Annotated in this window: 22 protein-coding genes and 1 pseudogene; 21 read left to right on the forward strand and 2 right to left on the reverse strand. The window is 57.1% G+C overall.

What is annotated here, in order from left to right; all coding sequences use genetic code 11:
- Positions 1 to 5: 5 nt before the first annotated feature.
- Positions 6 to 383 carry a helix-turn-helix domain-containing protein gene (locus M1136_02470; GenBank protein MCL5074504.1) on the reverse strand — a complete coding sequence of 126 codons (378 nt, stop codon included), beginning with the start codon at positions 381 to 383 and terminating at the stop codon, positions 6 to 8.
- A gap of 358 nt (positions 384 to 741) precedes the next feature.
- On the opposite strand from M1136_02470, the gene M1136_02475 reads away from it, so the two are divergent.
- From M1136_02475 to M1136_02555, 17 genes and pseudogenes are all read left to right on the forward strand, one after another.
- Positions 742 to 1602, forward strand: coding sequence for a tyrosine-type recombinase/integrase (locus tag M1136_02475; protein MCL5074505.1), 861 nt, complete (start codon positions 742 to 744; stop codon positions 1600 to 1602).
- 40 nt (positions 1603 to 1642) lie between these two features.
- Positions 1643 to 3088 carry a hypothetical protein gene (locus M1136_02480; GenBank protein MCL5074506.1) on the forward strand — a complete coding sequence of 482 codons (1446 nt, stop codon included), beginning with the start codon at positions 1643 to 1645 and terminating at the stop codon, positions 3086 to 3088.
- Between the two features lie 18 nt (positions 3089 to 3106).
- A complete protein-coding gene (locus tag M1136_02485; protein MCL5074507.1) occupies positions 3107 to 3796 on the forward strand; it encodes a response regulator transcription factor in 690 nt (229 codons plus the stop codon).
- Between the two features lie 18 nt (positions 3797 to 3814).
- On the forward strand, positions 3815 to 4054 hold the full coding sequence (locus tag M1136_02490; protein MCL5074508.1) for a hypothetical protein: 240 nt from the start codon (positions 3815 to 3817) through the stop codon (positions 4052 to 4054).
- 117 nt (positions 4055 to 4171) lie between these two features.
- Positions 4172 to 5884 (forward strand): GspE/PulE family protein, encoded by a 1713-nt coding sequence (locus M1136_02495; protein MCL5074509.1) that lies wholly within the window; start codon positions 4172 to 4174, stop codon positions 5882 to 5884.
- Between the two features lie 13 nt (positions 5885 to 5897).
- Positions 5898 to 7106, forward strand: coding sequence for a type II secretion system F family protein (locus M1136_02500; GenBank protein ID MCL5074510.1), 1209 nt, complete (start codon positions 5898 to 5900; stop codon positions 7104 to 7106).
- Between the two features lie 82 nt (positions 7107 to 7188).
- Positions 7189 to 10659, forward strand: coding sequence for a hypothetical protein (locus M1136_02505; GenBank protein MCL5074511.1), 3471 nt, complete (start codon positions 7189 to 7191; stop codon positions 10657 to 10659).
- Between the two features lie 331 nt (positions 10660 to 10990).
- A pseudogene (locus tag M1136_02510) lies at positions 10991 to 11161 on the forward strand (hypothetical protein).
- A 297-nt stretch (positions 11162 to 11458) separates the two neighbouring features.
- The gene (locus M1136_02515) at positions 11459 to 12625 is read left to right on the forward strand and encodes a discoidin domain-containing protein (GenBank protein ID MCL5074512.1); all 1167 of its coding nucleotides are present in this window, start codon (positions 11459 to 11461) and stop codon (positions 12623 to 12625) included.
- Complete coding sequence (locus M1136_02520; GenBank protein MCL5074513.1) at positions 12622 to 13161, forward strand: hypothetical protein; 540 nt, start codon at positions 12622 to 12624, stop codon at positions 13159 to 13161. The genes M1136_02515 and M1136_02520 overlap by 4 nt, the downstream gene beginning before the upstream one ends.
- Before the next feature lie 15 nt (positions 13162 to 13176).
- Entirely contained in the window at positions 13177 to 13947 is a 771-nt protein-coding gene (locus tag M1136_02525) for an HD domain-containing protein (GenBank protein ID MCL5074514.1), read from the forward strand.
- The gene (gene pilM, locus M1136_02530) at positions 13944 to 14840 is read left to right on the forward strand and encodes a pilus assembly protein PilM (protein ID MCL5074515.1); all 897 of its coding nucleotides are present in this window, start codon (positions 13944 to 13946) and stop codon (positions 14838 to 14840) included. The genes M1136_02525 and pilM overlap by 4 nt, the downstream gene beginning before the upstream one ends.
- A gap of 6 nt (positions 14841 to 14846) precedes the next feature.
- Positions 14847 to 15584 carry a prepilin peptidase gene (locus M1136_02535; protein ID MCL5074516.1) on the forward strand — a complete coding sequence of 246 codons (738 nt, stop codon included), beginning with the start codon at positions 14847 to 14849 and terminating at the stop codon, positions 15582 to 15584.
- A 10-nt stretch (positions 15585 to 15594) separates the two neighbouring features.
- Positions 15595 to 16656, forward strand: coding sequence for a type IV pilus twitching motility protein PilT (locus tag M1136_02540; GenBank protein MCL5074517.1), 1062 nt, complete (start codon positions 15595 to 15597; stop codon positions 16654 to 16656).
- Positions 16657 to 17126: 470 nt separating this feature from the next.
- The gene (locus M1136_02545; protein ID MCL5074518.1) at positions 17127 to 17498 is read left to right on the forward strand and encodes a type II secretion system GspH family protein; all 372 of its coding nucleotides are present in this window, start codon (positions 17127 to 17129) and stop codon (positions 17496 to 17498) included.
- 436 nt (positions 17499 to 17934) lie between these two features.
- Positions 17935 to 18261, forward strand: coding sequence for a type II toxin-antitoxin system Phd/YefM family antitoxin (locus M1136_02550; GenBank protein MCL5074519.1), 327 nt, complete (start codon positions 17935 to 17937; stop codon positions 18259 to 18261).
- A 13-nt stretch (positions 18262 to 18274) separates the two neighbouring features.
- On the forward strand, positions 18275 to 18748 hold the full coding sequence (locus M1136_02555; protein MCL5074520.1) for a PIN domain-containing protein: 474 nt from the start codon (positions 18275 to 18277) through the stop codon (positions 18746 to 18748).
- Positions 18749 to 19029: 281 nt separating this feature from the next.
- Here M1136_02555 and M1136_02560 read toward each other — a convergent pair whose 3' ends face one another.
- On the reverse strand, positions 19030 to 20178 hold the full coding sequence (locus tag M1136_02560; protein MCL5074521.1) for a UPF0236 family protein: 1149 nt from the start codon (positions 20176 to 20178) through the stop codon (positions 19030 to 19032).
- A 360-nt stretch (positions 20179 to 20538) separates the two neighbouring features.
- Here M1136_02560 and M1136_02565 point away from each other — a divergent pair, with 360 nt between their 5' ends.
- The 4 genes from M1136_02565 (at position 20539) to M1136_02580 (ending at position 23212) form a co-directional block, all read left to right on the forward strand.
- Positions 20539 to 21351, forward strand: coding sequence for a DNA adenine methylase (locus M1136_02565; protein ID MCL5074522.1), 813 nt, complete (start codon positions 20539 to 20541; stop codon positions 21349 to 21351).
- A 12-nt stretch (positions 21352 to 21363) separates the two neighbouring features.
- A complete protein-coding gene (locus M1136_02570) occupies positions 21364 to 22278 on the forward strand; it encodes a restriction endonuclease, SacI family (protein MCL5074523.1) in 915 nt (304 codons plus the stop codon).
- Between the two features lie 333 nt (positions 22279 to 22611).
- Positions 22612 to 23058, forward strand: coding sequence for a hypothetical protein (locus M1136_02575; protein ID MCL5074524.1), 447 nt, complete (start codon positions 22612 to 22614; stop codon positions 23056 to 23058).
- The gene (locus M1136_02580) at positions 23027 to 23212 is read left to right on the forward strand and encodes a hypothetical protein (GenBank protein ID MCL5074525.1); all 186 of its coding nucleotides are present in this window, start codon (positions 23027 to 23029) and stop codon (positions 23210 to 23212) included. The genes M1136_02575 and M1136_02580 overlap by 32 nt, the downstream gene beginning before the upstream one ends.
- Positions 23213 to 23372 lie beyond the last annotated feature (160 nt).

A 23372-nucleotide genomic window follows, 5' to 3' on the forward strand; every position in this document is an offset into this window, starting at 1 on the left:
ACAAATTAGCCCTCTATAGTGATCCCGCGCCAGGGCATAGCCGCCAGCCTTATGTGTAGCCGAAAGAGCTCCTTCTGACTCTCAGGGATGCCCTCGTCGGAAAGGACATCGGCCACCAGCTGCAGGGTGGGGTCGAGCGGACCGAGCCTGAGGAGAGCTGTGGGAAGGTGACCAGCCGCAGCCAGGAGCATATCGCCCTCTCCTCGCCCCAGTCCTAAGGCCTCCACTACGGCCTCCACCAGCCAGCGCTTGCCCGCCCCCCGGCTGCCCTTCTCCAGCCGATTGATATAGGCCGGGTTAACCCCCACCCGACGAGCCAGGGCATTCTGCGATAGCCCCGCCCGTTGCCGATAGCGACTCAGCAACTGTCGAAAATCCTCCATTTTTCCCTAACCCCCTGAGAGCACCGAGAAATCCTCCTCAACCCAAAAACCCCCTGCCCAGGCATCTCACCCTCGCCGAGGCGGGAAGGAACCCCAAAAGGCCCAGTAGTGTACACCCCCACCCCGATTATATCTATTATTTCCTATTTGTCAATAAAGATACCTCTCCCTCTCCTGTTGCCCTCCTTTCTTATTGACTAAGTGGTAATAAAGGCGATTTGTCAGCTATTATTGACAAATAGGAAATAATGGCGGTTTTGGCCCTAAAAAGCTTGACAAACAGGGCGCGTGGTGCTATAATGTAGACAGAATTTAGTTTCCAGAAATAAAATTCTGGAAACTAAAACAGGGGGTAGCCTTGCCGAGGCGTAGCGGAAGCACCAGGCCCAATACCACACCACTAGCCCAGGATATACAGGCATTCCTCGACCACTGTGTGGATGAGGAGCATTCCCTTTCCACCATCCACACCTATGGCCAGGTGCTCGCCTCCTTCACCACCTGGATGGCCCAAAACCACCCCGCGGTGACAGCTATAAGCCAGCTAAAACTGAATCAGCTGCAGCAATTTCGCCGCTACCTGCGCGAGCGCAGCGCAGCCTACGGCCGGGAGCTCAGTCCGCGCACTCAGGCCAAATACCTAGCCACCATACGATCGCTACTCCGCTACTACACCACGGTGCAGGGAGAGCTGGTGCTCCCCCCAGAGCAGATCAGGTTGCCCAGAGTGGGGAGGGAGGACGATCGCCCGCGGCGCCCCCTCAGCAGGGGTGATCTACAGCGATTACTGGAGCAGCCGGATGTCAGCAAGCCTTGGGGATTGCGTGATAGGGCTATCATCGCTCTCTTGATCAATAGCGGACTGCGCGTCAGCGAGCTGTGTTCGTTGAATCGCAGCGACGTTCGGGAAGACCTCTTAGGCCAGCATCCCTTCTTGGAGGTCACGGTATCCCCACACGCCCGCCGCATCCGCTCGATTTACCTTGATGCCTTCACCCAGGAGCAGTTGGCTGCCTACTTAGCTGTGCGCCAGGATCGCTACCCCCCACTATTCGTACGTCATAAGCCAGGAAAGGGGAAGGAAAACGACGATCCGCAGCATCGCTTAACTCGTCAGATGGTAGCGCGCATGCTTAATAAATATGCCCGAGAGGCAGGGCTTACAACACTGCCTTCAGCTCAACAGCTTCGCCGCGCCCGCTTCAGCCCGGGGCCGTAGTGATCATCCAGCATCTGTAGAAAGGAGCCATGGGGTGCATATGGGAGGGGTTGAGGGGACAGAGAACATCGTCGTCCGACCGGTCTATCTCCGCGCCGTCAACGCCATCGTGCAACCTGAGCGACAGGCACCCTGCACGGAATACTTCCTGCATCAGTGGCTGTCCCGCCTTGGCGCCCTACGCTGGGGCCTGGTCTTGACCCTGCGGACCATCTGCACCCAGCGGCAGACAGACGGCACCAATCGGGGCGAGGTCTCCCGGGGGCAACTATCTGAGATGCTCGGTGTGCATGAGGCGACCATCACTCGTCTCCTGGCCACCGTCCCCAGCCCCACCTTCCCAGGCTGGCGAGAGATAGACCCCGCCCAGAGCGACGACGCCGAGAAGACAATATATCTGGCAAAATTCATCCCTCGACTGCGCTATAAATACGTGCGCGATGCTACGGCCGGCGTAACGCGCCGCATCGGCTACATCATCGATGTCGTCATGGATGATCCCCTCACCCCTGAGGATGAGGAGCGGTTGGCCGTAGCCCTGGCTGCTCAAATCCTCCACGGGGGGCATTGTCCATTGGACGAAGTAAAAGAACAGAATGATCTTTCAGCCAGTGTTATCCCCCAATCCTCCCCTTCACTGCCCCTTTCCCAAGGAGAGTCGTTCCCTCATAACACGCAAAATCTACTTTCACACTCAGAGGTGATAGCGCATGATGCTATTTCACGCCCAGATGTAAGGAAACACAATGCTTCTTCTCAGGCAAGCCTGAACGCACACAATGCTCCCCCAGAGCCTCTCAAGGGGCAGGGTGGGCCCGTATTAACATTAACTTATAACTACATGGGAATAACCATAAACCGGAATCTTAAACGAAGAACAGAGATCAGAAGGGCCGTCAAACCGCTGGCCGAGTACGCTGCTCGACGCTTACACGATGAGCACTCCTTGGCAATGTTCTATTCTACCCTTCTCCAGCTCTACCCCGATCACCTCGAGCTCTTTGGGCAGTCCTTAGACGAGGCCATCGTGGCCGGGGAGGGAAATGCTGCCCTCAACATGGGGGCCTTTTTTGTCCGCTCACTGAAGCGGCTGGCAGCTGACCTTGGGGTACCCCTGCGTCTAGGTGCCCCAAGCGGTACGGAGAGAACTGCTCTGGGGGAAGAGGAAGAAAGTGAAAGGGAAGCCGAAGGTGGGGTGGGGGGGGTGCTCATCCCTAACGTGGCTTTACCAGGCACAAGGCTGTCCGGTCAGCAGGTCTGGCGGTCGGCCTTAGAGGAGCTGCGCGCTCAGACCGGGCGCGCCGCCTATGAGATGTGGCTACGCAATTGTCACATCGTTGGGACTGATGGCCAGGTGGTCATCATCGGCGTGCCCAATCAATTTGCTCTGGATTGGCTCAGCGAGCGCCTGGCCGGATCGATCGAGACAGCTCTCAGCCGCGTCATCGGTCAGAGGGTTAAGGTGAGATGTGAAGTTTATGGCTAAAAGAAGGGGGTGTTCAAAGTGATACAGAGACCGGTCGTACTTCTAGTTGATACAGAGGCTACTCGACGTCAAGAGGTCAGCACTGCCTTAAGGGGGGTAGGTTGGCTGGTGGAGGAGAGGGGGAATAGTGCTGAGGCACCGCAGCTACTTTGGGATAGGAACATCGATGCCGTGGTGATCGCCCTGCCTCCCAGCGAGGGGCATGCTCTCTGTCGACTACTCCGCCGTTCGGCCGACGTGCCCATCTTGCTGGTAGGAAATACGCGGCAGATAGACAGAGTGCTGCGCGCCTTTGAGTGTGGGGCCGATGACTATATAGGTGAGCCGATCGACTCACGCGAGATGATCGCCCGCCTAACGGCCCTGTTGCGCCGAACGGCGTTGGCCGAGCGGCGGCAGCAACGGCGTATCCGCATCGATGGACTCCAGATCGACTCCCTGGAGCGCCGCGTCATTGTCGCTGGCCGGGAGGTGAACCTCTCCCCAACGGAGTTCGATCTATTATACCTGCTGGCCAGCAATCCCGGTACTCCACTGCAAAGGCGGCTGCTGTACCATAGGATTTGGAATAGCCCTTACCAGGGCGATACCAACCTGATTGATGTTTGCGTACGCCGCTTGCGCCGCAAGATAGAGCGGAAGCCTTCGGCCCCGCAGTGGGTGAAGACGGTACGTGGGGTTGGCTACATGTTCGCTGGAACGAGCTAAATTAAGGAGGTCTTAGAGATGGAAAGAGGCCCTTTTTGCTGGGAGATCAAAGGGTGTAGTGAGGCTAAGCGTGCCTCCTGCAATGCCTATCGCTCAAGGAAGAATTGCTGGGAGGTGGAGGGTACCTCCATCAACAGCGCCACTCGCTCTCTCTGTCAGGGGTGTCCAGTGATCCTCCTGCGCACGGCGCGGGCCATGGCCAGCGCCTTTGATCGGCACGGAGGGAGGCCCGCTAAAGGAGCCTATGGTAAGTTATGATTGTTATGTTAAACATCACATCCGCTTCGGCGGAGGAGATGGCTAATGTTATGTCGATTTACAGGGAGCAGGGCATTTTGTTATAATATTTCCAGGGCAACGACGAGGTGATCTACGATGATGATGCGACCTACGGGGGTGGAGGGGAGGAAACTGATCGGCCAAATCCTCGTTGAGGGGGCCTTCATCACCCCTGAGCAGCTCCAGGCAGCTATAGAGATGGCCCAGAAGTCCGGCAAGCGCGTCGGCCAGGTATTGATTGAGCAAGGGTTGATCAGCTCAGCCACCCTGGCTACGGTGCTTAGCTATCAGCTGAACGTGCCCATCATCGATTTGAAGCAGTATAAGATACAGCCAGAGGCCCTCAGGCTCATCCCTGAAAACGTTGCCCGCCAGTTCGGGCTCCTGCCCCTGGCCATCGAGGGTGATTCGCTTGTCGTCGCCATGGAGGAGCCCCAGGACCTGCAAGCGATCGATACCTTAACCTCCCTCACCCGTATGCGCATCAAGCCGGTTATCGCCTTGCATGGGGGCATTCAGGAGGCCATCAACAACAATTATAAGCTCACCTCCCAGATTAAGCAGCAGGTCAACCAGATTGTTGCCCCACCCCAAGCTATGGCCCGGGCCGCGGCTGAGCCATTGCTCTCCCCCGAGATGATCACCCAAGCCCCTATCGTGCGGGCCGTTGATATGATCATCACCCAGGCGGTGAAGGATAGGGCTTCGGATATCCATATCGAACCGGAGGACGAGGCGCTGCGCATCCGTTACCGCATCGATGGTGTCCTTCATGAGGCCGTCTCTCTTCCCCTTGGCGTACACCAGGCCCTGGTCTCCCGCATTAAGGTTATGTCCAACATGAACATCGCCGAACGGAGGCGCCCTCAGGACGGGCAGTTCATGGCCAAGGTGGCCGATAAGGATGTCGACTTCAGAGTGGCCACGGCCGAAACCAACCGAGGCGAAATGGTCGTGTTGAGGGTGCTGGATAAAGAGGTCTCGGTGCGTAGCCTATCCGACCTCGGGCTATTGCCCGGCCCTCTCCAGACATACGAGGCGATGCTCCAATCTCCCTTTGGCATGATCTTAATCAGTGGGCCCACCGGGAGTGGGAAGACGACCACCCTGTATGGCTCTGTCAATCAGCTGGATCCGATGACCCGCAACATCATGACCATTGAGGATCCGATTGAGTATCGCTTCAAAAACATCAATCAAATTCAGGTGAATCGCCAGGCTGATATCACCTTCGCCTCAGGGCTGCGGGCCATCCTGCGTTTAGACCCGGATGTTATCCTGGTGGGGGAGATTCGGGATGGAGAGACGGCCGAAACGGCTATTAACGCTGCTCTCACCGGCCATCTGGTGCTCTCCTCCATCCATGCCAACGACGCCGTTAGTGCACTCCTGCGCCTGATCGATCTGGGGGTGGAGCCGTTTTTGGTCACCTCTGCGGTGATCGCCACCCTCTCTCAGCGTCTAGTCCGACGTGTCTGCCCTTACTGCCATAGCCTTGTCCAGGTATCGCCGGCCGAGGCTATGGCCTACCAGCAGGAGATGGGACAGGTGCGGACAGAGTTTCACTATGGCCGTGGCTGTAACTTCTGTGCCCGTACCGGCTACCTGGGCCGCATAGGCGTCTTTGAGCTGCTGCCCATGTCAGAGCAGATCCGGCAGCTCGTTACACGGCGGGCGACAGCCGCAGAGATCAAGGCCCAGGCCCTCCAGGAGGGGATGATTACCATGCGGCGCGATGGCATGACTAAAGCGCGGGATGGTGTAACTACCCCTGCGGAGATCATCCGCAACGTCTTCACCATCGGATAGGTGAGGGGGCACGATGTTATACAAGTATGTGGCCTACGGGGCTGATAGCAATCTGGTTACGGGCACGATTGAGATGGATTCGGAAGAGGCAGCTGAGGAGGCGCTTTGGCGTGCTAACCTGACCGTCATCACCCTCAAACCGCAGCGACGATGGCCCACTCTGGAGGAGCTGTTTCCGACCTTCTTCGGGGTCAAACGGCGCGATCTTATCGTGATGACCAGGCAGCTGGCCACCCTCCTCGAGTCGGGCATCGCTATCCTCCCCGCGCTGCATCTCCTGGCCGATCAGGCGTCCAATCGCTGGCTACGGCGGATACTGCGGGAAGTAGCCAACTCCTTACAGGAGGGGAACCCTCTTTCACGGTCGCTGGCTAACTATCCTCTCGTCTTCCCCACCATCTATGTGCGGATGATCGAGGTGGGGGAGGGGATCGGTGGACTTGATCTTGTCCTCCGCCAGTTGGCCACTTATATGGAGAAGGAAGAAAGCCTGTTGAACAAGATCCGCAATGCGATGATTTATCCGGCCTTCGTCCTCACCATCGCCGCTGGGGTGGTGGTCATCGTGGTCACCTTCGCCCTGCCGGCTATGATTGGCTTCTTCGCCGAGTTCAAGGCCCAACTGCCCTGGACGACCAGATTGTTGATCGCCATAACAGAATTCGTCCAGGTCTTTAAGATACATCTCCTGGTCACGGTGGTCAGTCTGGCGGCCATGTTCTGGTGGTATAGTCATACTGAGCGAGGCGCCAGGCAGATAGATCGCTTCATGCTCACTATGCCCCTGTTGGGTACGGTAAACCTCAAGGGGAATGTGAGCCGATTTTGTCGGACGATGTCCATCCTGCTGCGGGCCGGATTGCCGTTGACGGAGATTATGGACCTGAACATTCAGACGACCCAAAACAGGGTCATCAGAGAGGCACTCCAGCAGGTGCGTAGCGATGTTTTGGCTGGCCTGCCGCTCTCCGGGGCTGTGGACCAGCGTCCCGTCTTTCCCAAGATGGTCCCGCAGATGATGCGTGTTGGTGAGGAGACAGGCACCCTGGATGCTAACCTGGAGACGTTAGCGAACTTCTATGAGGAGGAGGCGGATCGGGCCATCGCCACGATAACAGCCCTCATTGAGCCTCTGATGATCGTCGGCGTCGGCATAGTAGTCGGCTTCATCGCCTTATCGGTGATTATGCCTATGTACACTATGCTCAGAGCGATTAAATAAGCCGACAGCCCCCTAACTTAGCCGTGGAGGAGACGATGTCCTGGCTAGAGGTGCCACATATTGGGCTTGGGGATGGATGGTGATGAAAAGGTGGCCATGGTCATGGGCCAGCATGAGGCTCCACTTTATCCTTCTTTTCTCCATGGTGGTGCTTCTTCTGGGGGGTTCCCCCGGCGTTGTGGCTATGACCCGATCCTATACGACGGTGTCCGATTTCGCCAGTGGGCTTAAGGAAAACGGCAATCTTGTCATCACGCGCACAGGGGATGGTGAATTGGAGCTGTCCCGCCGGGGCTTCCTAAAGAGCTGGACCTCAACCGCCTCTCTTAATAGCGGTAGGCTGGGCGCCGCTGTTGTGGCGGCTGGTAATCACCTTTATGTCATCGGTGGTTGGAATGGGGATTATCTGAACTCAGTCGAAATAGCCGCCATTCAGCCTGATGGCACGCTGAGCAGTTGGCTCTATACGAGCCCCTTGACGGTGAAAAGATCTTTCCATGCGGCTGTCGTGGCCGATGGTTATCTTTATGTCCTTGGTGGCAGTGATAGCACTGGGACGCTGTCATCCATTGAGCGGGCGGCCATGCGGGGCGATGGCAGTTTAGCCCCCTGGACTACGTTGAGCAGTCGCCTGACGACCGCCAGGCAAGGGTCGGCTGTCGTGGTCGTCGAAGGGAGGATATATATCATCGGTGGATCCGATAGCGCTATGTCCCTCGGCTTAGCCAGGGATCTGGTCACCACTGATCCTTCCCTCTTGGGAGAGGATGAGCCGCAGCGAGTTGGCACCGCAGCGATAAGCGTTCTCAGCAGCGTTGAATGGGCGACGATCAATGCCGATGGTAGCCTTGGTTCTTGGGCAAGCACTAGCCCCCTGGCGATGGGGCGGGTTTTCACAGCGGGCGTCGTCGCTTCTGATGTCAACGGCTATAAATACATCTATGTCCTTGGTGGCTGGAATAACGGCTACCTGGCCACTGTAGAGCGGGCCTGGGTGCGCGACGATGGGACGCTGGAGAGCTGGAGCGCGACGGCGTCACTGCGGATGAAACGGGGGTACCACGCGGCTGTCGTGGCCAATGGCTATATTTACGCCCTCGGTGGCTACGATGGCACCCATCTCAGCGCCGTTGAACGGGCGACGCTTAACGCCGATGGTACGCTGGGTGGCTGGATGACGAGCGCCGCATTGAGCACAGCCAGACGGGGACTGGGAGGGGTAGCCGTTGATGGACGGCTGTACACCCTGGGCGGCTATGATGGAAACAGCGTTCTGGGCAGCGTCGAGCTGGCGGTAGTGAAGAGTGAGGGTTCTCTAGGTGGATGGTTTTCAGCGACCTCCCTGGGGACAGCGCGCTATGGCGCGGCGGCCGTAGTCGTCAATGACCGCATTTATGTCCTTGGTGGCTTCGATACTGACTGGAACGTTTTGAGTAGCGTGGAGATGTCTGTCCTCAATGCGGATGGTACTTTGGGGCCCTGGACGACGACGACGGCGTTGATCACCCCCACGGCCCAATTGTCCGCCGTGGCCTGGAACGGTTATATCTACGCTATTGGTGGTTGGAACAACACTGATGGCTATCTTGGCATTGTCCAACGGGCAACGGTGAATCAGGATGGGACGCTGGGCAATTGGACTGCTGTGAGCGCCTTGAACACTAAACGGGCCCAGCATGCGGCAGTAGTGACCAACGGTCGCCTCTATGTCAGTGGTGGATATAATGCGAGCGATGGTGTACTCTCCAGTCTCGAACGGGCCACGCTAAACTTTGACAATACGGTGAGTGCCTGGACACCTTTGCCTACCAGCCTGAATACTCCCAGGTATAGTCACGCCTTGGTGGTGGCTGGCGGTAACATCTACGCCATAGGGGGTTACCGTGGGGATGCCTATCTTAAGAGTGTGGAGAGGGCGACGGTTGATCTGCGGAGCGGCGACTTATCTCCATGGCAAACGGAGTCTTCCTTGCAACTGGCCCGGTCAGGGGTGGCCGCCGTGGCCCACGGGCATTTTCTCTATGCCCTCGGTGGAGCGATCGGTCCGGAGGATAGAAAAGACCCTGGCGTTGAGCGCGTCACGGTTAAGCCCGATGGACGATTGGGCGATTGGCAGATAATCTCCTCCTTGAGCACGGCCAGGAGTGGGGCAGCGGCCGTAGTGGCCAATGGCTACATCTATGTCTTTGCCGGTCACACAGGGACGAAGCCCCTCGCTAGCGTGGAGGGGGCGGCCCTGACCACTGATGGAAGCCTGGAAGGATGGGGGCGCGCCAGCGATATGGTGAGGGCCAGGTATGGGCATGGCACGGTGGCGACCAGCACTTGGCTCTACAGCGTGGGAGGAGATGATGGGAACAATGCCCTCAGCAGCGTGGAGCGGGCTCCCATCAATAGTGATGGGAGCCTTGGCCCCTGGCAGGAGACGAGTCCCCTGGCTTATGCCCACAGTGGGGCGGCAGTGGCCATGGCCACCGTAATAACGGGGACGACGACCGCTAAATACATCTACGCTATAGGGGGACGGGATGGCCAGCGCTACTATGACCGGGTGGAAGGGGCGGTTATCGCTGTTGATGGTTCCTTGGGGACATGGCAGGAGGGACCGCATCTGACCCGACCTCGCTACGAGGCCACGGCGGTGGTGATGGGCAATTATCTTTATGTCCTGGGTGGATATGACCAGGAGGGCAATGTCCTCAACAGCGTCGAACGAGCAGCTATTAAGACTGACGGCACCTTAAGTTCTTGGGGGCTGGTCTCCAGCAGTATGCGCACGCCCCGCTACGGCGCCGCGGCCGTCGTGGCCGACGGCTTCCTCTACGTCTTTGGGGGTAAGGATGGGACGGGGTTAAGCGGCTCTGTGGAACGGGCCTGGATAGGCCCTGATGGGGGACTGGGGACCTGGCAGGTGGTGTCTATCCTCAATGTGCCCCGCTACCGTTCGGCCGCAGCGTATCTAAATGGCTTTCTCTACGTCCTTGGTGGCGATGGTGGGGGGCCACTAAGTAGTGTGGAATGGGCGCGTCCCAACACCGATGGTTCGGTGAGCAGCTGGAATTTCACCAGCTTGCTCCTTGTGGGGAGGAAGGGGCTGAGCGCTACGGTGAGTGGTGGCAACATATACGTTAGCGGCGGGCAGGATGGCGGTGTTGTTCTTAAAAGCGTGGAACGCACGGGGGCCAGCGCCCTCCTGCCCCCTGGCGGTAGCTATACAGGCCATGCGGATTTTGCTGTCGATGTTTCGATCGATTCCTTGTCCTGGGATGGTACGGCCAACGATGGTCTAATTGAGGTGCGTTATCGGACGGCGCCAAATAGTACGGCCCGTTACGGAGAATGGACGCCCTACTCCACGATAACGCCCGTCAGTGTCGGCGTCAACGCCAGGTACCTTGAATATCAACTACGGCTGCGACGGGCGGGTGATCTGGCCGTACCGCCGCTCGTACGGGAGGTTCGCCTGGAAGCGAGCGCCCTGCCAGCCACGCCCACCTGGGTGTATAAAGCGTATTTCCCGCTCGTGATGAAGGGTTACGTCAGCGGTTGGTGAAGGACAAGTTGAGAGGGAGGAGATGCAGCTCGATCTAGCCCGGCGCAGGCCGGAGGCTCGTCACAGGTTTATCGATATTAATCTCCTACCACCGGAATATCGGCGGGCAGCGTTATCAACGCTGCTCATCGTGTTAGGGCTTTTAGCGATCATCGGGCTCTTTTTATCCCTATCTCTTTACCAGGTCAAGGTGAGGGTCGATGGGGAGATCACCCGTTTGGGGGACCAACTCCGCCAAGCACAGGGGGAGACCAAGAAGCTGAAGGCCGCTGAGGGGGAGGCCAAAAAGCTGCAAGAGGCCATCAACCAGGCGAAACAGTCCTTGAAGGTGATGCAGCAGGACTACCAGGTGCTGGCGACACGCCGGGTCGATTGGTCGAATATCCTGCGCACCATCGTCACTACCACTTCCCCCGATATCCGTTTCGAGGCCATCAATCAGAGCGGTCCGGTGATTACCTTGAAGGGAACAGCCGGCGATTATGCCAGCGTGGTGCTTTATAGTGATGAATTGCGGAAGTCGAAGATCTTCCAGCGAGTCTCCATCCAATCGCTGACGGAGGGTGGACCGGCGCCTGCTGAGCAACCAACCCCGGTAGGGGTTCCCACTCCGACGGTTGCTCCTCCGCCAGCTACGGTACCACCCACCCCGACGCGCCTTATCCCCACCCCGACCCCTACAAGGGTGGCTACCCCTGGGTCGCCGACGCCAACCCCGACGGTCACGCCTACCAGGCCACCGGCCACTCCGACACCTACGCCGACGCCGGCCTATGACTACATCGTCCTCTCTAAGACGATGAGCCCTTACCCGGACAGCGAGGGCGATAGCAGCTCCATCCGGGGCAAGGTGATCGATCTGGCTGGTAACCTGATCCCTGGGCTGCAATTTAAGATCAGCAGCGAGGGGCTACCACCCTGGTCGGCCATAACGCCGCCACTGGGCTCATCCCCCTCTGATGGCACCTTCGCTTTCTACGTTACGAAAGGCACGTTCAGCGTAGAGGTGCTCAGTGGGAGGTCACAAAAGGCGACGGGTCTCTTCACAGGCGCCGCGGGGGTGCGGGGTGTGAACGTTTGGGAGGTCGTCTTTCAGAAGGTTACGCCGGGCACACCAGTACCGCCCACTCCGACCCCTACCCCCACGGCCACGCCAACGCCTGGTGCGACCAACATCGCCCTTGGCCGACCGGCCAGCGCTTCAGCGACGGCCAGCGGCAGTGCAGCGGCGCTGGCCGTTGATGGGGACACCAACACGCTGTGGAATGCTGGAACCTACCCATCAGCCTGGTGGGAGGTCGATCTGGGAACCCCCTCACAGGTTACCGGCATTGAATTAGTGGTCAGCCAGGCGCCCAGTGGCTATACGACACATGAGGTTTGGACCTATACGGCGGCGGGAAGCGGCTCTCTGGTCTATACCTTCGGTGGGAATACAAGCGATGGACAGGTTCTCAGTTATACCTTCAGTTCGCCCCTCAGTGGGGTAAGCCGAGTTAGGATCAACACTACCAGCAGCCCGAGTTGGGTGGCCTGGCGGGAGGTCAGGGTCTATGGCTTTACGCCCACTCCTACTCCTACCCCTACGGCCACCCTGACGCCCACGTCTACCCCCACACCTACGCCAACGCCGACGAGCACGCCCCTTCCACCGACGCCGCTGCCCACGGCCACCCCAACGCCGACCCCCACACCCACGCGAACGCCGACCGTCGTTGCCTCCGCGCTGGGGTACTCATCACTCGAGCACCTGTTGGCCAGCGGCAGCTCAGCGGTCAGCGCTTCGGACGGGGATGTAGTCCGAGGGCCGAGATCGGCCCGGCCAGCCCTTGGATCCGACATGGCGGCGAAAGATATACTCGCCGGAAAGCTGGCCGCTCCGGCCCCCGCTCTGCTGGCTCCTCAGGGGAGGACCACCGTATCCTTCGTCTTGGTCCTGGAATTGCGCGCGAGGACTGGACAATGAAGCTTTCACCATCCACTCGATTCCTCCTGGGGACGACGATCCTGCTGGTGGTCGTGAATCTGGCCCTCAGCGCCCTTTATATTCGAACGGAGCAACGTCGCTCTGCCCTGTCCCAGCAGGTGATCAGCGCCACAGCCGAGCTGGAAAAGACCAGGAAGGAGATGGACCTGACAGCGCTCAAGAAGGAGCTGGCTGAGACGCAAGCCCAGCTGGCTTCACCGCAGGCCTCCTTTCCTAGGGATGTTCAGGGCATCGAGCTACTGGATGAGGTGCTCTATCTGGCCGAGGAGAGTCGGGTGCAGATCGTCAGCATACAGTCCCTGGGCAGCGGCACAGAGAAATTGGGGGCTACCGAGTATCGCCTTATGCGCTATAGCCTGCAAGTCAGGGCCAACTTGCCTGACTTGATTATCTTCTTGAATAAGATGGAACGGAGTCGCTTCACTACTCTGGTGATGGATAACCTGGTCATCAGCTTGACGGCCAAAACTGCTGAGATGGGACTGCAGCTGGTTGTCTACGCCCAGAAAACATGATAAGGAGCAGGACGAATGAATGATACCTCGCCGGATAAGACGCCGGACACAAGCGATCTCTCCCTTCGGCAGGCTCAAATCTACGCTAAAGAGTTGAATGTCCTCTTTCAGGAGGAACGCAAGAGGCGGCAGGAGCTGGAGGAGGAGAAACGGCGGCTGGAACAGCGCATACGCGAGTTGATGGCCTTAAATGCCCTTTTTCAGGAGCAGCAGGCCAAGATGTTCCAGATACAGCAGTCTTATGGATGGCTGGAGGCCATTCTCCAGGAGGTGGTGGCTACGCTGGACGCCCGGGATCCAGGCAGGCAAGGGCATTCAACACGAGTGGCCCAATTGGCCAGCGACCTGGCCTCCAGGATTGGCTTAACCGATGAGGGGTTGCCCTTAGCCGCCCGCTTGCACGACATAGGCTATATCCTGATCCCTGATGGTATCCTGCTGCGCCGTGATTCCTTGAGTCCAGCAGAGGAGGCGGTGTTTAAGCAGCATCCGCTCATTGGGGATACAATTTTACAGGCGGCAGGACTGCCTTTGGAGGTCAGGCTGACCGTGCGCCATCACCACGAGAATTACGATGGGAGTGGCTACCCTGATGGGTTGGCTGGTGAGCAGATAGGGCTATCCGCTCGCCTCATCGCGGTCATCGAGGCTTATGAGGAGATGTCGACCTGGCGACCGTATCGCCCGCCGCTATCCAGGGAGCAGAGCATGCTTAAGTTGCGAGAGGGGGCGGGCATACAGTACGACCCATTCATTGTTAAGTCCTTGGGAGAGATACTAGGATGAGGGTGAAATTGCCCCTCTTGTGGCCGAGCTCCGTTGTTTCCCTGAGCATTGAGGGGAGCAGCTTACGGCTCCTCAGTTGTAAGGGTGGCCGTATCCAGTCCTGGGTAAGCATCCCGCTTAACCCCAGGCTGCTGCGCGGTGGCTTCATCGCTGACCCGCTGGCGCTCAGCGGGGTGATCCGCACGGCCATGGAGAAGGCGCATCTTTCGCCAGGGAGGGTCATTGGCGGTCTAACTGGACTACAATCGGTTTCACGTTTAATATCCCTCCCCAAAGTGGCCGCGGGCAGCCTGGAGGCGATCGTTCAACGGGAGGCGCGCCGCTCGCTAGCGATTTCTCTGGAAGGGAATTACCTCTATTGGCAGGCACTTGATGGTCGCGGAGAAGAGCTCCAGGTTTTCGTCCTGGCCGTGCCCAAGGAACCCCTGCTGGCTTTCCTGGCGGCCTTGCGCGGCGCGGGGCTGCGGCCGCGGGCGATCGATTTGCGGCCGCTAGCCCTGGCCAGGGCTGTAGCCCAACCACAGGCCATCATCGCTAATGCGGAGAGTAACAGCGTAGATGTGGTCGTCGTTGTCGACGCTGTGCCAGTTCTGGTGCACACCTCCTTTCTGGGCGATGAACCGCTGCCCCCTGAATATGTACGCGATCGCTTGACCGATGAGTTGCTGCGGGCCATCACTTTTTATAACGATACGCATAGGGGCAGCCCCTTAGCGCCCGATATCCCGCTATATCTTACGGGTGAGATGGCCAATGAAACAGAGTTGGTGGAGAGCATACCAGCGTTGACGGGGCATCCGCTGGCTATCCCTCAGCCCCCCTTGCCCTATCCGGCGGGCTTTCCGCTGGCTCTCTACATGGTGAATATCGGCTTAATTTTGAAGGAGGTCTAAGCAGGCTTGGAGGCACTCATCTTGGGGTTAGCTGGTCTGGTCATTGGCAGCTTTCTCAATGTAGTCATCGATCGCCTGCCACGAGGTGAGTCCATCGTCAATCCCCCTTCGCATTGTGATGTCTGTCAGCAGCGGCTAGGGGTGGTTGATCTGGTGCCGCTGGTCAGCTACCTTTGGCTGCGGGGCCATTGCCGCTATTGCGGGGCGAGGATCCCCCGGCGGGTGCCGCTGGTGGAGCTGGCCAGCGGATCCTTGTTCGTTCTGTTATGGTATAGATATGGCTGGGGGCTTCCCCTGGCGGTGACTGTCCTGTATAGCTGTATCCTCCTTGTCATTTTGGTCATCGATCTGGAGCAGCAGCTCATCCTGAATAAGGTCATCTACCCAGCCATCGTCCTGTCCCTTGCCCTCTCCTGGCTGGGGCCGGGTCTGCCTAGCTCTTTGCTCGGAGGGATCAGTGCTTCCCTTCTGCTCCTTGGGCCGGCCCTGATTTACAAAGGGGGGATGGGTGGGGGGGACATCAAGCTGGCTGCCTTCATTGGACTGGTCACCGGCTTCCCCCTCGTGTTGGTGGCCGTTTTTTTGTCCCTCGTCGGAGGGGGTTTGCTGGCGACGGCCTTGTTAGTGTTGCGGCGGAAGGGGCGCAAGGAGGCGATCACCTTCGGTCCTTTCTTGGCCGGTGGGGCGGTAGCTACGCTGTTCTGGGGGGAACAGCTTTGGCGCTGGTACATGGGCCGCTTTTAGGGAGGGAACGATGCATATAAATGATCTTTTGGCTCTTATGATTCAGAGGGAGGCTTCCGACCTGCATCTAAAGGTGCCCTCTCCACCTGTGTTGCGGGTCGACGGGGTGCTCCAGCCCCTGACCGACTTGCCGCGCCTGACCCCCCAGGATATGGAGGAGATCTTTGCCGCACTCGTCTCTGCGGAGCAAAGGGAACGATTCCGTCAGGAGCTGGAATTAGATTTCGCCTATAGCCTGGCGGGGGTGGCCCGCTTCAGGGTCAATGCCCATATGCAGCGGGGGACTGTTGGACTGGCTATTCGGGTTGTTCCCCTCCAGGTGCTCACCATCGAGCAGCTTGGCCTGCCGGAGGCTTGTAAGACGCTGGCTATGCGGCCACGGGGCTTGGTTCTCGTCACTGGCCCAACTGGTAGTGGCAAGTCTACCACCTTAGCGGCGATGATCGATTATATCAATGAGAATGCTCAGGTTCATATCGTGACCATAGAGGATCCGATTGAGTTCCTCCATCGGGATAAGAAAGCAGCCATTGCCCAGCGGGAGGTCGGTAGCGATACGCAGTCCTTCGCGGCGGCCCTGAAACATGTCCTTCGTCAGGACCCGGATGTGATTCTCTTAGGGGAGATGCGGGACCTGGAGACGATCGCCACGGCCCTCACGGCCGCTGAGACAGGGCACCTGGTGTTGGCTACCCTGCACACGACCAGTGCGCCGCAGACGATGGACCGCATCATAGACGTGTTTCCGCCGCACCAGCAGGAACAGGTGCGCCTCCAGCTGTCGATGGTGCTGGAGGGTGTATTATGTCAACAGCTCATGCCCAGGGCCGATGGGAGGGGGCGTATCGCCGCTATTGAGGTGATGGTGGCCAACCCAGCCATCCGCAACCTCATCCGTGAGGGCAAGACCTTCCAGATCCCCAGCGTTATGCAGATGAGTGGGCAGCAGGGCATGCAGACCCTCGACCAGGCGCTGTGGGCCCTGGTGCAGAAGCGGCTGGTGACTATGGAGGAGGCCCTGTTGCGGGCGAGCAATCCGAACGAGTTGCGCCGCCTGGTGGGGGTATTCTAACCAGAGATGGCCATCACCTCTTCTCCCGCTGGGGAGGTCGAGGAAGGGCCTGGATCGCTGGTGTTCGGGTTGTAAACGGCAAGCGGGGGGCAAGCCCCCGCGCTACATCCTTCCACAGGGAGGTCCAGGAGGGAGGGCGCAGCCCCGCTACCTGGAGTGAATTGGGATACGGTCCAGGTTCGATCCCCCCCTTCTTCCACAGGGAGGTCCAGGAGGGAACGTCCTCCTTGGAGGGTTCTAGGGCTCCGCCCTAGCCTCTAATCCCCCCTTCTCCCGCATTGCGGGAGAAGGGGGTCAGGGGGGATGAGGGTATCTTCTCCCCCAAGATTACAATTTGATTACAAGCATAGGAAAAAGGTACTATAAGGCGCCATTTTGGGGCAAAACGCCTTGACAGACAACAGTATAGCCCTTATTCTAAGATTAGTTGAGTGATAGATGAGAGATAGTTCTTTTGGAGGGAGGTCAAGATGAAAAGGATTCAGGGTGATGAGGGTGGCTTTACCCTGGTGGAGTTATTGATCGTCATCGCCCTTTTGGCCATCCTCTTCGCTGTCGTTCTGCCCAACTTCAGCGGCTTTATCGATCAGGGGAAGGTGGCCCGCAACCAGGCCGATTTGGATGTAGTGCAGGTGGCCATCGATGCCTACATAACCAGCGCCAGGGTGAGCGTGATAGTATCGGCAATGATCGGCTCCGCTATCAGTGACTTCTCGGCTGCAGGCACGCGGGCGGCTGGCCAGCCGGTGCTCTATCCCGACCTCCTGCGCAAGCGATACCCACCCAGTGGCATAGCCTATTATTGGTCTGGTGGGGGGCAGGTATATCAGTTGTCTTATTAGTCATAGAGGCCCTTTGATAAGGAACTGAGAAGGGTTCCACTGGTGGTAAGGGAGGTCAAAGGGGATGTTCTCTTCTGGGGGTTAGGGCTTCTGCCCTAGCCCCTTTTTTATCCCCGCATGGAGTGGTCCAGAAGGGATGTTCACTGCTGGAAGGGTTTAGGACGCTGCCCCAGGCTATAACCCCCCTTCTCTGGCGGTTAGGGGAGTGTAGAGGGGCGGTCCCCTCTGCTGAGGTTTGGGGCGTTCCCCAATTTTCTACCCCCTCTCCTGCTTTGCGGGGGAAGGGGGGATTCTATATGGAATGGAATGCAGTAGTGCTGTTAGGAATTTTTGAAAAGTGAACTCCATAGGTTTTTGACAAGCGCTAAGTTTTGTAGTAATATCTATATTACCTTACATTATCCTACACAAGACAACAGTTTTGTAGGAGGGAGGGATGATGTACGAGCGATTACCTATGCAAAAAGTTATTCCAGCGACAGAGGTCAGAAACAAACTGGGAAGGCTCCTCAACCGCGTCTATCGTAGTGAGGAACACCTGGTCGTGGAGAAACTGGGCATCCCTGTTGCGGCGATCATCAGTATGAAAGACTACGAGCAGTACCGACGCTTGCTCGCTAAGGAGGCACTCCAGAGGCTTGGCCCTAAACTCGGCGGGGAAGCCCAACGTCAGGGCCTCACGGAAGAAGGGCTGCAAGAGGAGATGGCCAAGGCCCGCCACGAGGTCTTCGCCGAGACGTATGGCAAGCTCCCTCAACCCTAGGCGGCTGCGCGTCATGGTGGATACCACCGCTCTTGTCGCTGGGACAATTTGGCCCCGCTTCCCTTACGAGGTGCTCCAGCATGTGCTGTGGGGAGACTTTACCCTCGTGCTCTCCCCCTACGCCATCGCCCAGGCCCGGCGCGTGTTGCACCGCCGCTTTCCGGCCTACCTCCAAGACTTCGAGGATTTGCTTCTTTTGATTCCCTATGAGGAGGCGCCGAGTCCCTCCCCTGAAGAGGTCACGGCCAACCGCGCGCTCGTGCGCGACCTCACCGACGTACCATTAGGGCTCTCCGCCATTGCTGCCGGCGTTGACTACCTGGTCAGCGACGACAAGGATTTCACCACCCCAAACCAGCCCATTCACGGGAAACTGCGCATCCTCCAATCCAGCACCTTCCTCAACGAGGTCATGGGCCACTCCCACGAAGAGCTCGATCGGATCAAGCAGCGAACCTGGGCAGATATTCCTGAAATGATTAAGTAGCTCCTGATCTGTGCCTGATTGCGTTCAGATGCCTCCGTGACAGTTAGAGGATGTTGATAAGTAGTAGTGGGGAGGGGGTATGGGGGAGGGGTATCCACATGTGGATAACTTCTTGCCATTAGTGTCCCACAATTCGCAGTTAGCGAGGCTCTCATAAAGAGAATAGGCTTATTGTAACACACTGCCTTGCGGCTGATCCCTCCCGCCGCCTTTGCCTTCCTCAATAGAGATAGGGCAGGGGATGAGACCGAGCCTCTTTTGCTTCTATTCTATCATCCCTCTTACGCTGCCAGGGCCTCCCCCTCCATGAAACGCAACCTCAACTTCAGCAGATGGTTCGCCCCCTTCTTCGTCCAACGCATCCCTTGCCCCTTCATCCGCCGCTTGATCACCAGGTCAGCCTGCTTCTCGATGGCCCCACTTCCCACTACTAGCACCTTCTGCCCTTCCGCCGATAAGTGCGCCCTCAGCAGGTCCACGCCGTACAACCCCTGCCAATTGCCCTCTAAGTACCCTTGTAAGTCCTCCAGCCGCTCTCGCACCCCTTCTCCCAAGGCTAGCCGTAACTTCACCGCCCGCAAGATCTCCTCCGCCCTGCGTTGCCGCAAACACCCCACCAGATGCTCCGCCACCTCGGGCTTGGCCCCGAAGGACTCCCAGATCTTCCGCTCTAAATGCCACCAGTCCAACTGATAGACGGCTTTGTACCGATCCCCTCCCGCTAGGGGCTCTATCCACGACGCTCCATCACCTACCAATAGCACATGCTTGGCCCGACTCAACCCCAGATGCTTCTCTCCCCTCAGAAACAGCCTCTCCCCAAATTCCTCTGCCTCCTCTACCCCACCATACCTCACCCGCTCCACTAGCCTGTACCGTTTGTGCTTCGCCGTCTCACTCTCCAACTCTCGCCCACTGAACAGCACCCCCAGGCGTACCTCAAAGCGATCCTCCGCTTCCCCCTGCGCTTTCAACATAATCCCATCTACCTCCGATACCACGATCTCCCGTTCCTTCTCATCTCGTTCCGGCACCACCCCCTCCTCAAATACCGCCTTCCACTCCTCTTCCTCTTTGGCCACTATCTTCTCTCCCTCCCTCTGGGCCATCCACCATAGCATGCGATGGTTTACTTCCTCGCCTACCTCTTCCGAAAATATGGCTGCTGAGGGACGGAAGGGCAGTTGGGTCACGAAGTAGAGGGCTCGCTCCTTCACCCAAGGAGTGACATGCTGACGAGATTCCAAGCTTAGCACTCCATCCAGGGGGCATTCGGTGTGATCAGGGCCCTCCTTCACCCGCCAGCGCTGTAACCTAACCCACCCAAAGCGGGTGAGGAGTTGACGCTGCTCTAGCCGTTGGCGCTTCACCGTCTTCCCTTTTTCTTCCAGAGTGCGCTGCTCCACTTCCTGACAGGCCCTGACCAGCATCTGCTTTCGCCACCTTACGCAACTGGGAATGGATTTGCCCCTCCAAAGAGGCGACACTCGGATCGTCCAGTGATATAATTACTTTGGCGGTCAATTCGATCGTCGGCATAGGCTCTCCTCTGTAAGTATTTGGTTTCTCTTATATGAGAGCCTATCGCTTTTTTCCCCCACTTGCAACTGCGAACTCTTGGACGCATCCCTCCGCACAGCAAGCGTTTGACACCTGGCAAGAAGGTGATATGATTAAACCTAAAGTAAACGATATGGACTCGGAAAGGAGGTGACAACGTGCCTGGCAGGCCTTCGCCGATCTACCTTGATAATGCACCGCCTAAGAACTTACCTCTCTTTGGGAATGGCCTGGAGGTGAGACCGCGCAGAAAACTTATCGCCTTCGGGTGGTATGGCGGCAAGTATTCCCACTTAGATTGGCTGCTTCCACTTCTTCCAAAGTGTCACCACTACTGCGAACCGTTTGGCGGATCAGCAGCAGTTCTCTTGAACAGGGACCCATCTCCGGTCGAAACGTTTAACGATATAGACGGAGAAGTAGTCAACTTCTTCCGCGTACTTAGAAACAATACGGATCGTCTCCTGAATGCCATCGCCTTGACTCCATTTTCAAGAGAGGAATTCTTCATTGCTTGTTCAACAAATGGTAGAAAAATCTCTGACCTAGAGCGTGCTAGGCGTTTCTTCATCCGAGCTCGCCAGGCTAGGACAGGCTTAGCGCAAACCGCCTCTATAGGACGCTGGGCAAACTGCAAGAACACGACCCGAGCAGGGATGTCAGGCGTTGTCTCACGCTGGCTTGGTAGCGTTGAGATGTTACCGGAAATTGCTGAGCGTCTTCTTCGAGTCCAGATCGAAAACAGGCCAGCAATTGAAGTGATACGCCTTTACGACAATAAGGATACTTTATTCTACTGCGACCCTCCTTATCCCCACGATGCCCGAGGCGATGATAAAGCATATGGATACGAAATGACCGACCAGGATCACGTAGAGTTGGCTCAGGTTCTTCACCAGGTCAGGGGGATGGTTGCTGTCTCGGGTTATCGCTGCGATCTGATGGACGAACTCTATAAAGACTTCAGGCGCTATGACGCTCCAACAAAGATATGTCACTCGGTTAAGAAACCCCGGATGGAAGCGCTTTGGATGAACTACTAAGCGTGCCCGCAGATGCCCCCGATTGACTATAACGCTGCGAGGAATCTTCTCGACCGCGAGTTCGCTGAAGTCGAATCCCAATTCTTGCAGGGAACATCTCAGCAAAGTAAATCTTCCCTGATGCCCCACTTTGACATAATCTTTCGGTCTCAAACTCAGGCCTACCGGGAAGTTTTGCTGGGCTGTGTGATCGCTCGACTTCAAGACAGGGCTATTGATATTCACAAACCATACGTAAATCAGGGGCCCCATGCCTACAATGGGCGAACTCTCGACGAGAGAGTTGTAAACCCCTTTCTTCAAGATAAGCGTGTTCCCAGCTCTCGAGGGCCATTTCTTTCTACCTTCCGTCGCTCTGTCGGCTTTGACAGCAGTACTCGTGATGGCTTGCGAGATAAGGAAGGATTCGATGCGCTTCTGTCCTTGATTGATTACGTAGCAGGGGAGAACAATGATGCCAATCTCCTGGCCTTCCTCCGCTATCTTCTTTTCAGGTTTCTTGAACTGCGGCGAGAAGTTGACATTCCTCCTTCCAGGCTTCAACGGATCAGCCTCGAACAGTACGATGATCTGATCACAGGTTTGCTATCAACGCTGAGCGGTGGAAGATTTCCGGTCATCCTAGTCGAGGCTGCCTTTGAAGCGATAAGAGATTCCTTTGGTCTGTCCTGGCAAATTGAATCCCAAGGCATAAACGTCGCCGATCGCCCTTCCGGCGCCGGTGGCGATGTAACGATCAAGAGCGGGGATACTATACTCCTGGCAGCCGAGATTACGGAAAGACCGGTAGACAAGAGCAGAGTAGTAGCTACCTTTAACACAAAGATTGCTCCACAAGGGATTGAGGATTACCTCTTTTTTGTGAGACCTTCAGCCGTAGGAGGATGCTGTACGCCAAGCACGGCGATACTTTTCGCAGGGGTATGAAGTCAGTTTTCTGGAAATAAAGAACTGGATACTCATGACGCTAGCCACGTTAGGGAAGAAAGGAAGGGGAATGTTCAATCACGTTATGCTGGATCGACTCTCGGCTGAGGGTGTTCCCTCTACCCTAAAAGTGGCATGGAACGACGTTATCGCTCGGATCACGACGGCCTGAATTTACTATCTCAAGACACTTGAAGGATGCGGTTGTGTGTGGCATGTCTAACTGCGGCTACCAGGGTGTTTGCGGTTCGCTACGCTCGCTCAGATGCCTTCGGCGCTTTGTAAACACGCGGAGGGTTTGCCGCCATTCCGTAACTGAGACAGGAGAGAACTATGGAAGTTGCTTTAGCTTTATTAGCTGATTATGCCAATGTTTCGCGAGAAGGCAAATTGAATATATTGGGTATTTTTGATCGCATTAATGTACAAAGTGTGCCTGCTATACATCCCCAAATGCAGTTAATAATGACACTTGAGGCTGACAGAGCAGAAGCTGATAGAGAACATAAGGTTGAAGTTGAGCTGACAGATGCGGATGGAACTGGGCTATTCTCTATCAAAGGTAGTTTGCAGTTTGGCCAACCCCCACTCGGTGAGAGAGTCGGGATTAATCATGTTATTCAATTAAATAATTTAAGGTTTGATCGCTTTGGGCAATATGCGTTTAAAATACTCATTAACAACGAATTGCGCAAAAGCGTTCCATTGACTGTGATCCAGTGCACCCCTTCTCATTGGAGTAGACCCTGTGAAAAAATGGCTCCCTCAACGCCAGATTAAGCGAGTCGGCATCTACAACCGCGTGTCCACGGAAGAGCAGGTCAATGGCTACTCCCTGGACATGAGAGTGATTACTATATTGATGAATGATGCTGGACCTGCGTGCCTCTATCCCCGGCTGCGGCTCCTTCTCAGCCTGTGTCGGGACGCTTAGCTCCTTCGTCGTGCCTTGGACACCCCTTAGACCCCTCAGCTAACCCCCTTTCTCCCTCCTTGCTCTTTCTGGACGCGGTTAGATCTGGGTCGCACCACACCACACCCTCCGTACGCCGCGTTGACAGTGGGACGGTTGCGGGCTATACTCGGTCGAGATT

This window comes from Chloroflexota bacterium, assembly GCA_023475225.1.
Classification (GTDB): domain Bacteria; phylum Chloroflexota; class UBA6077; order FW602-bin22; family JAMCVK01; genus JAMCVK01.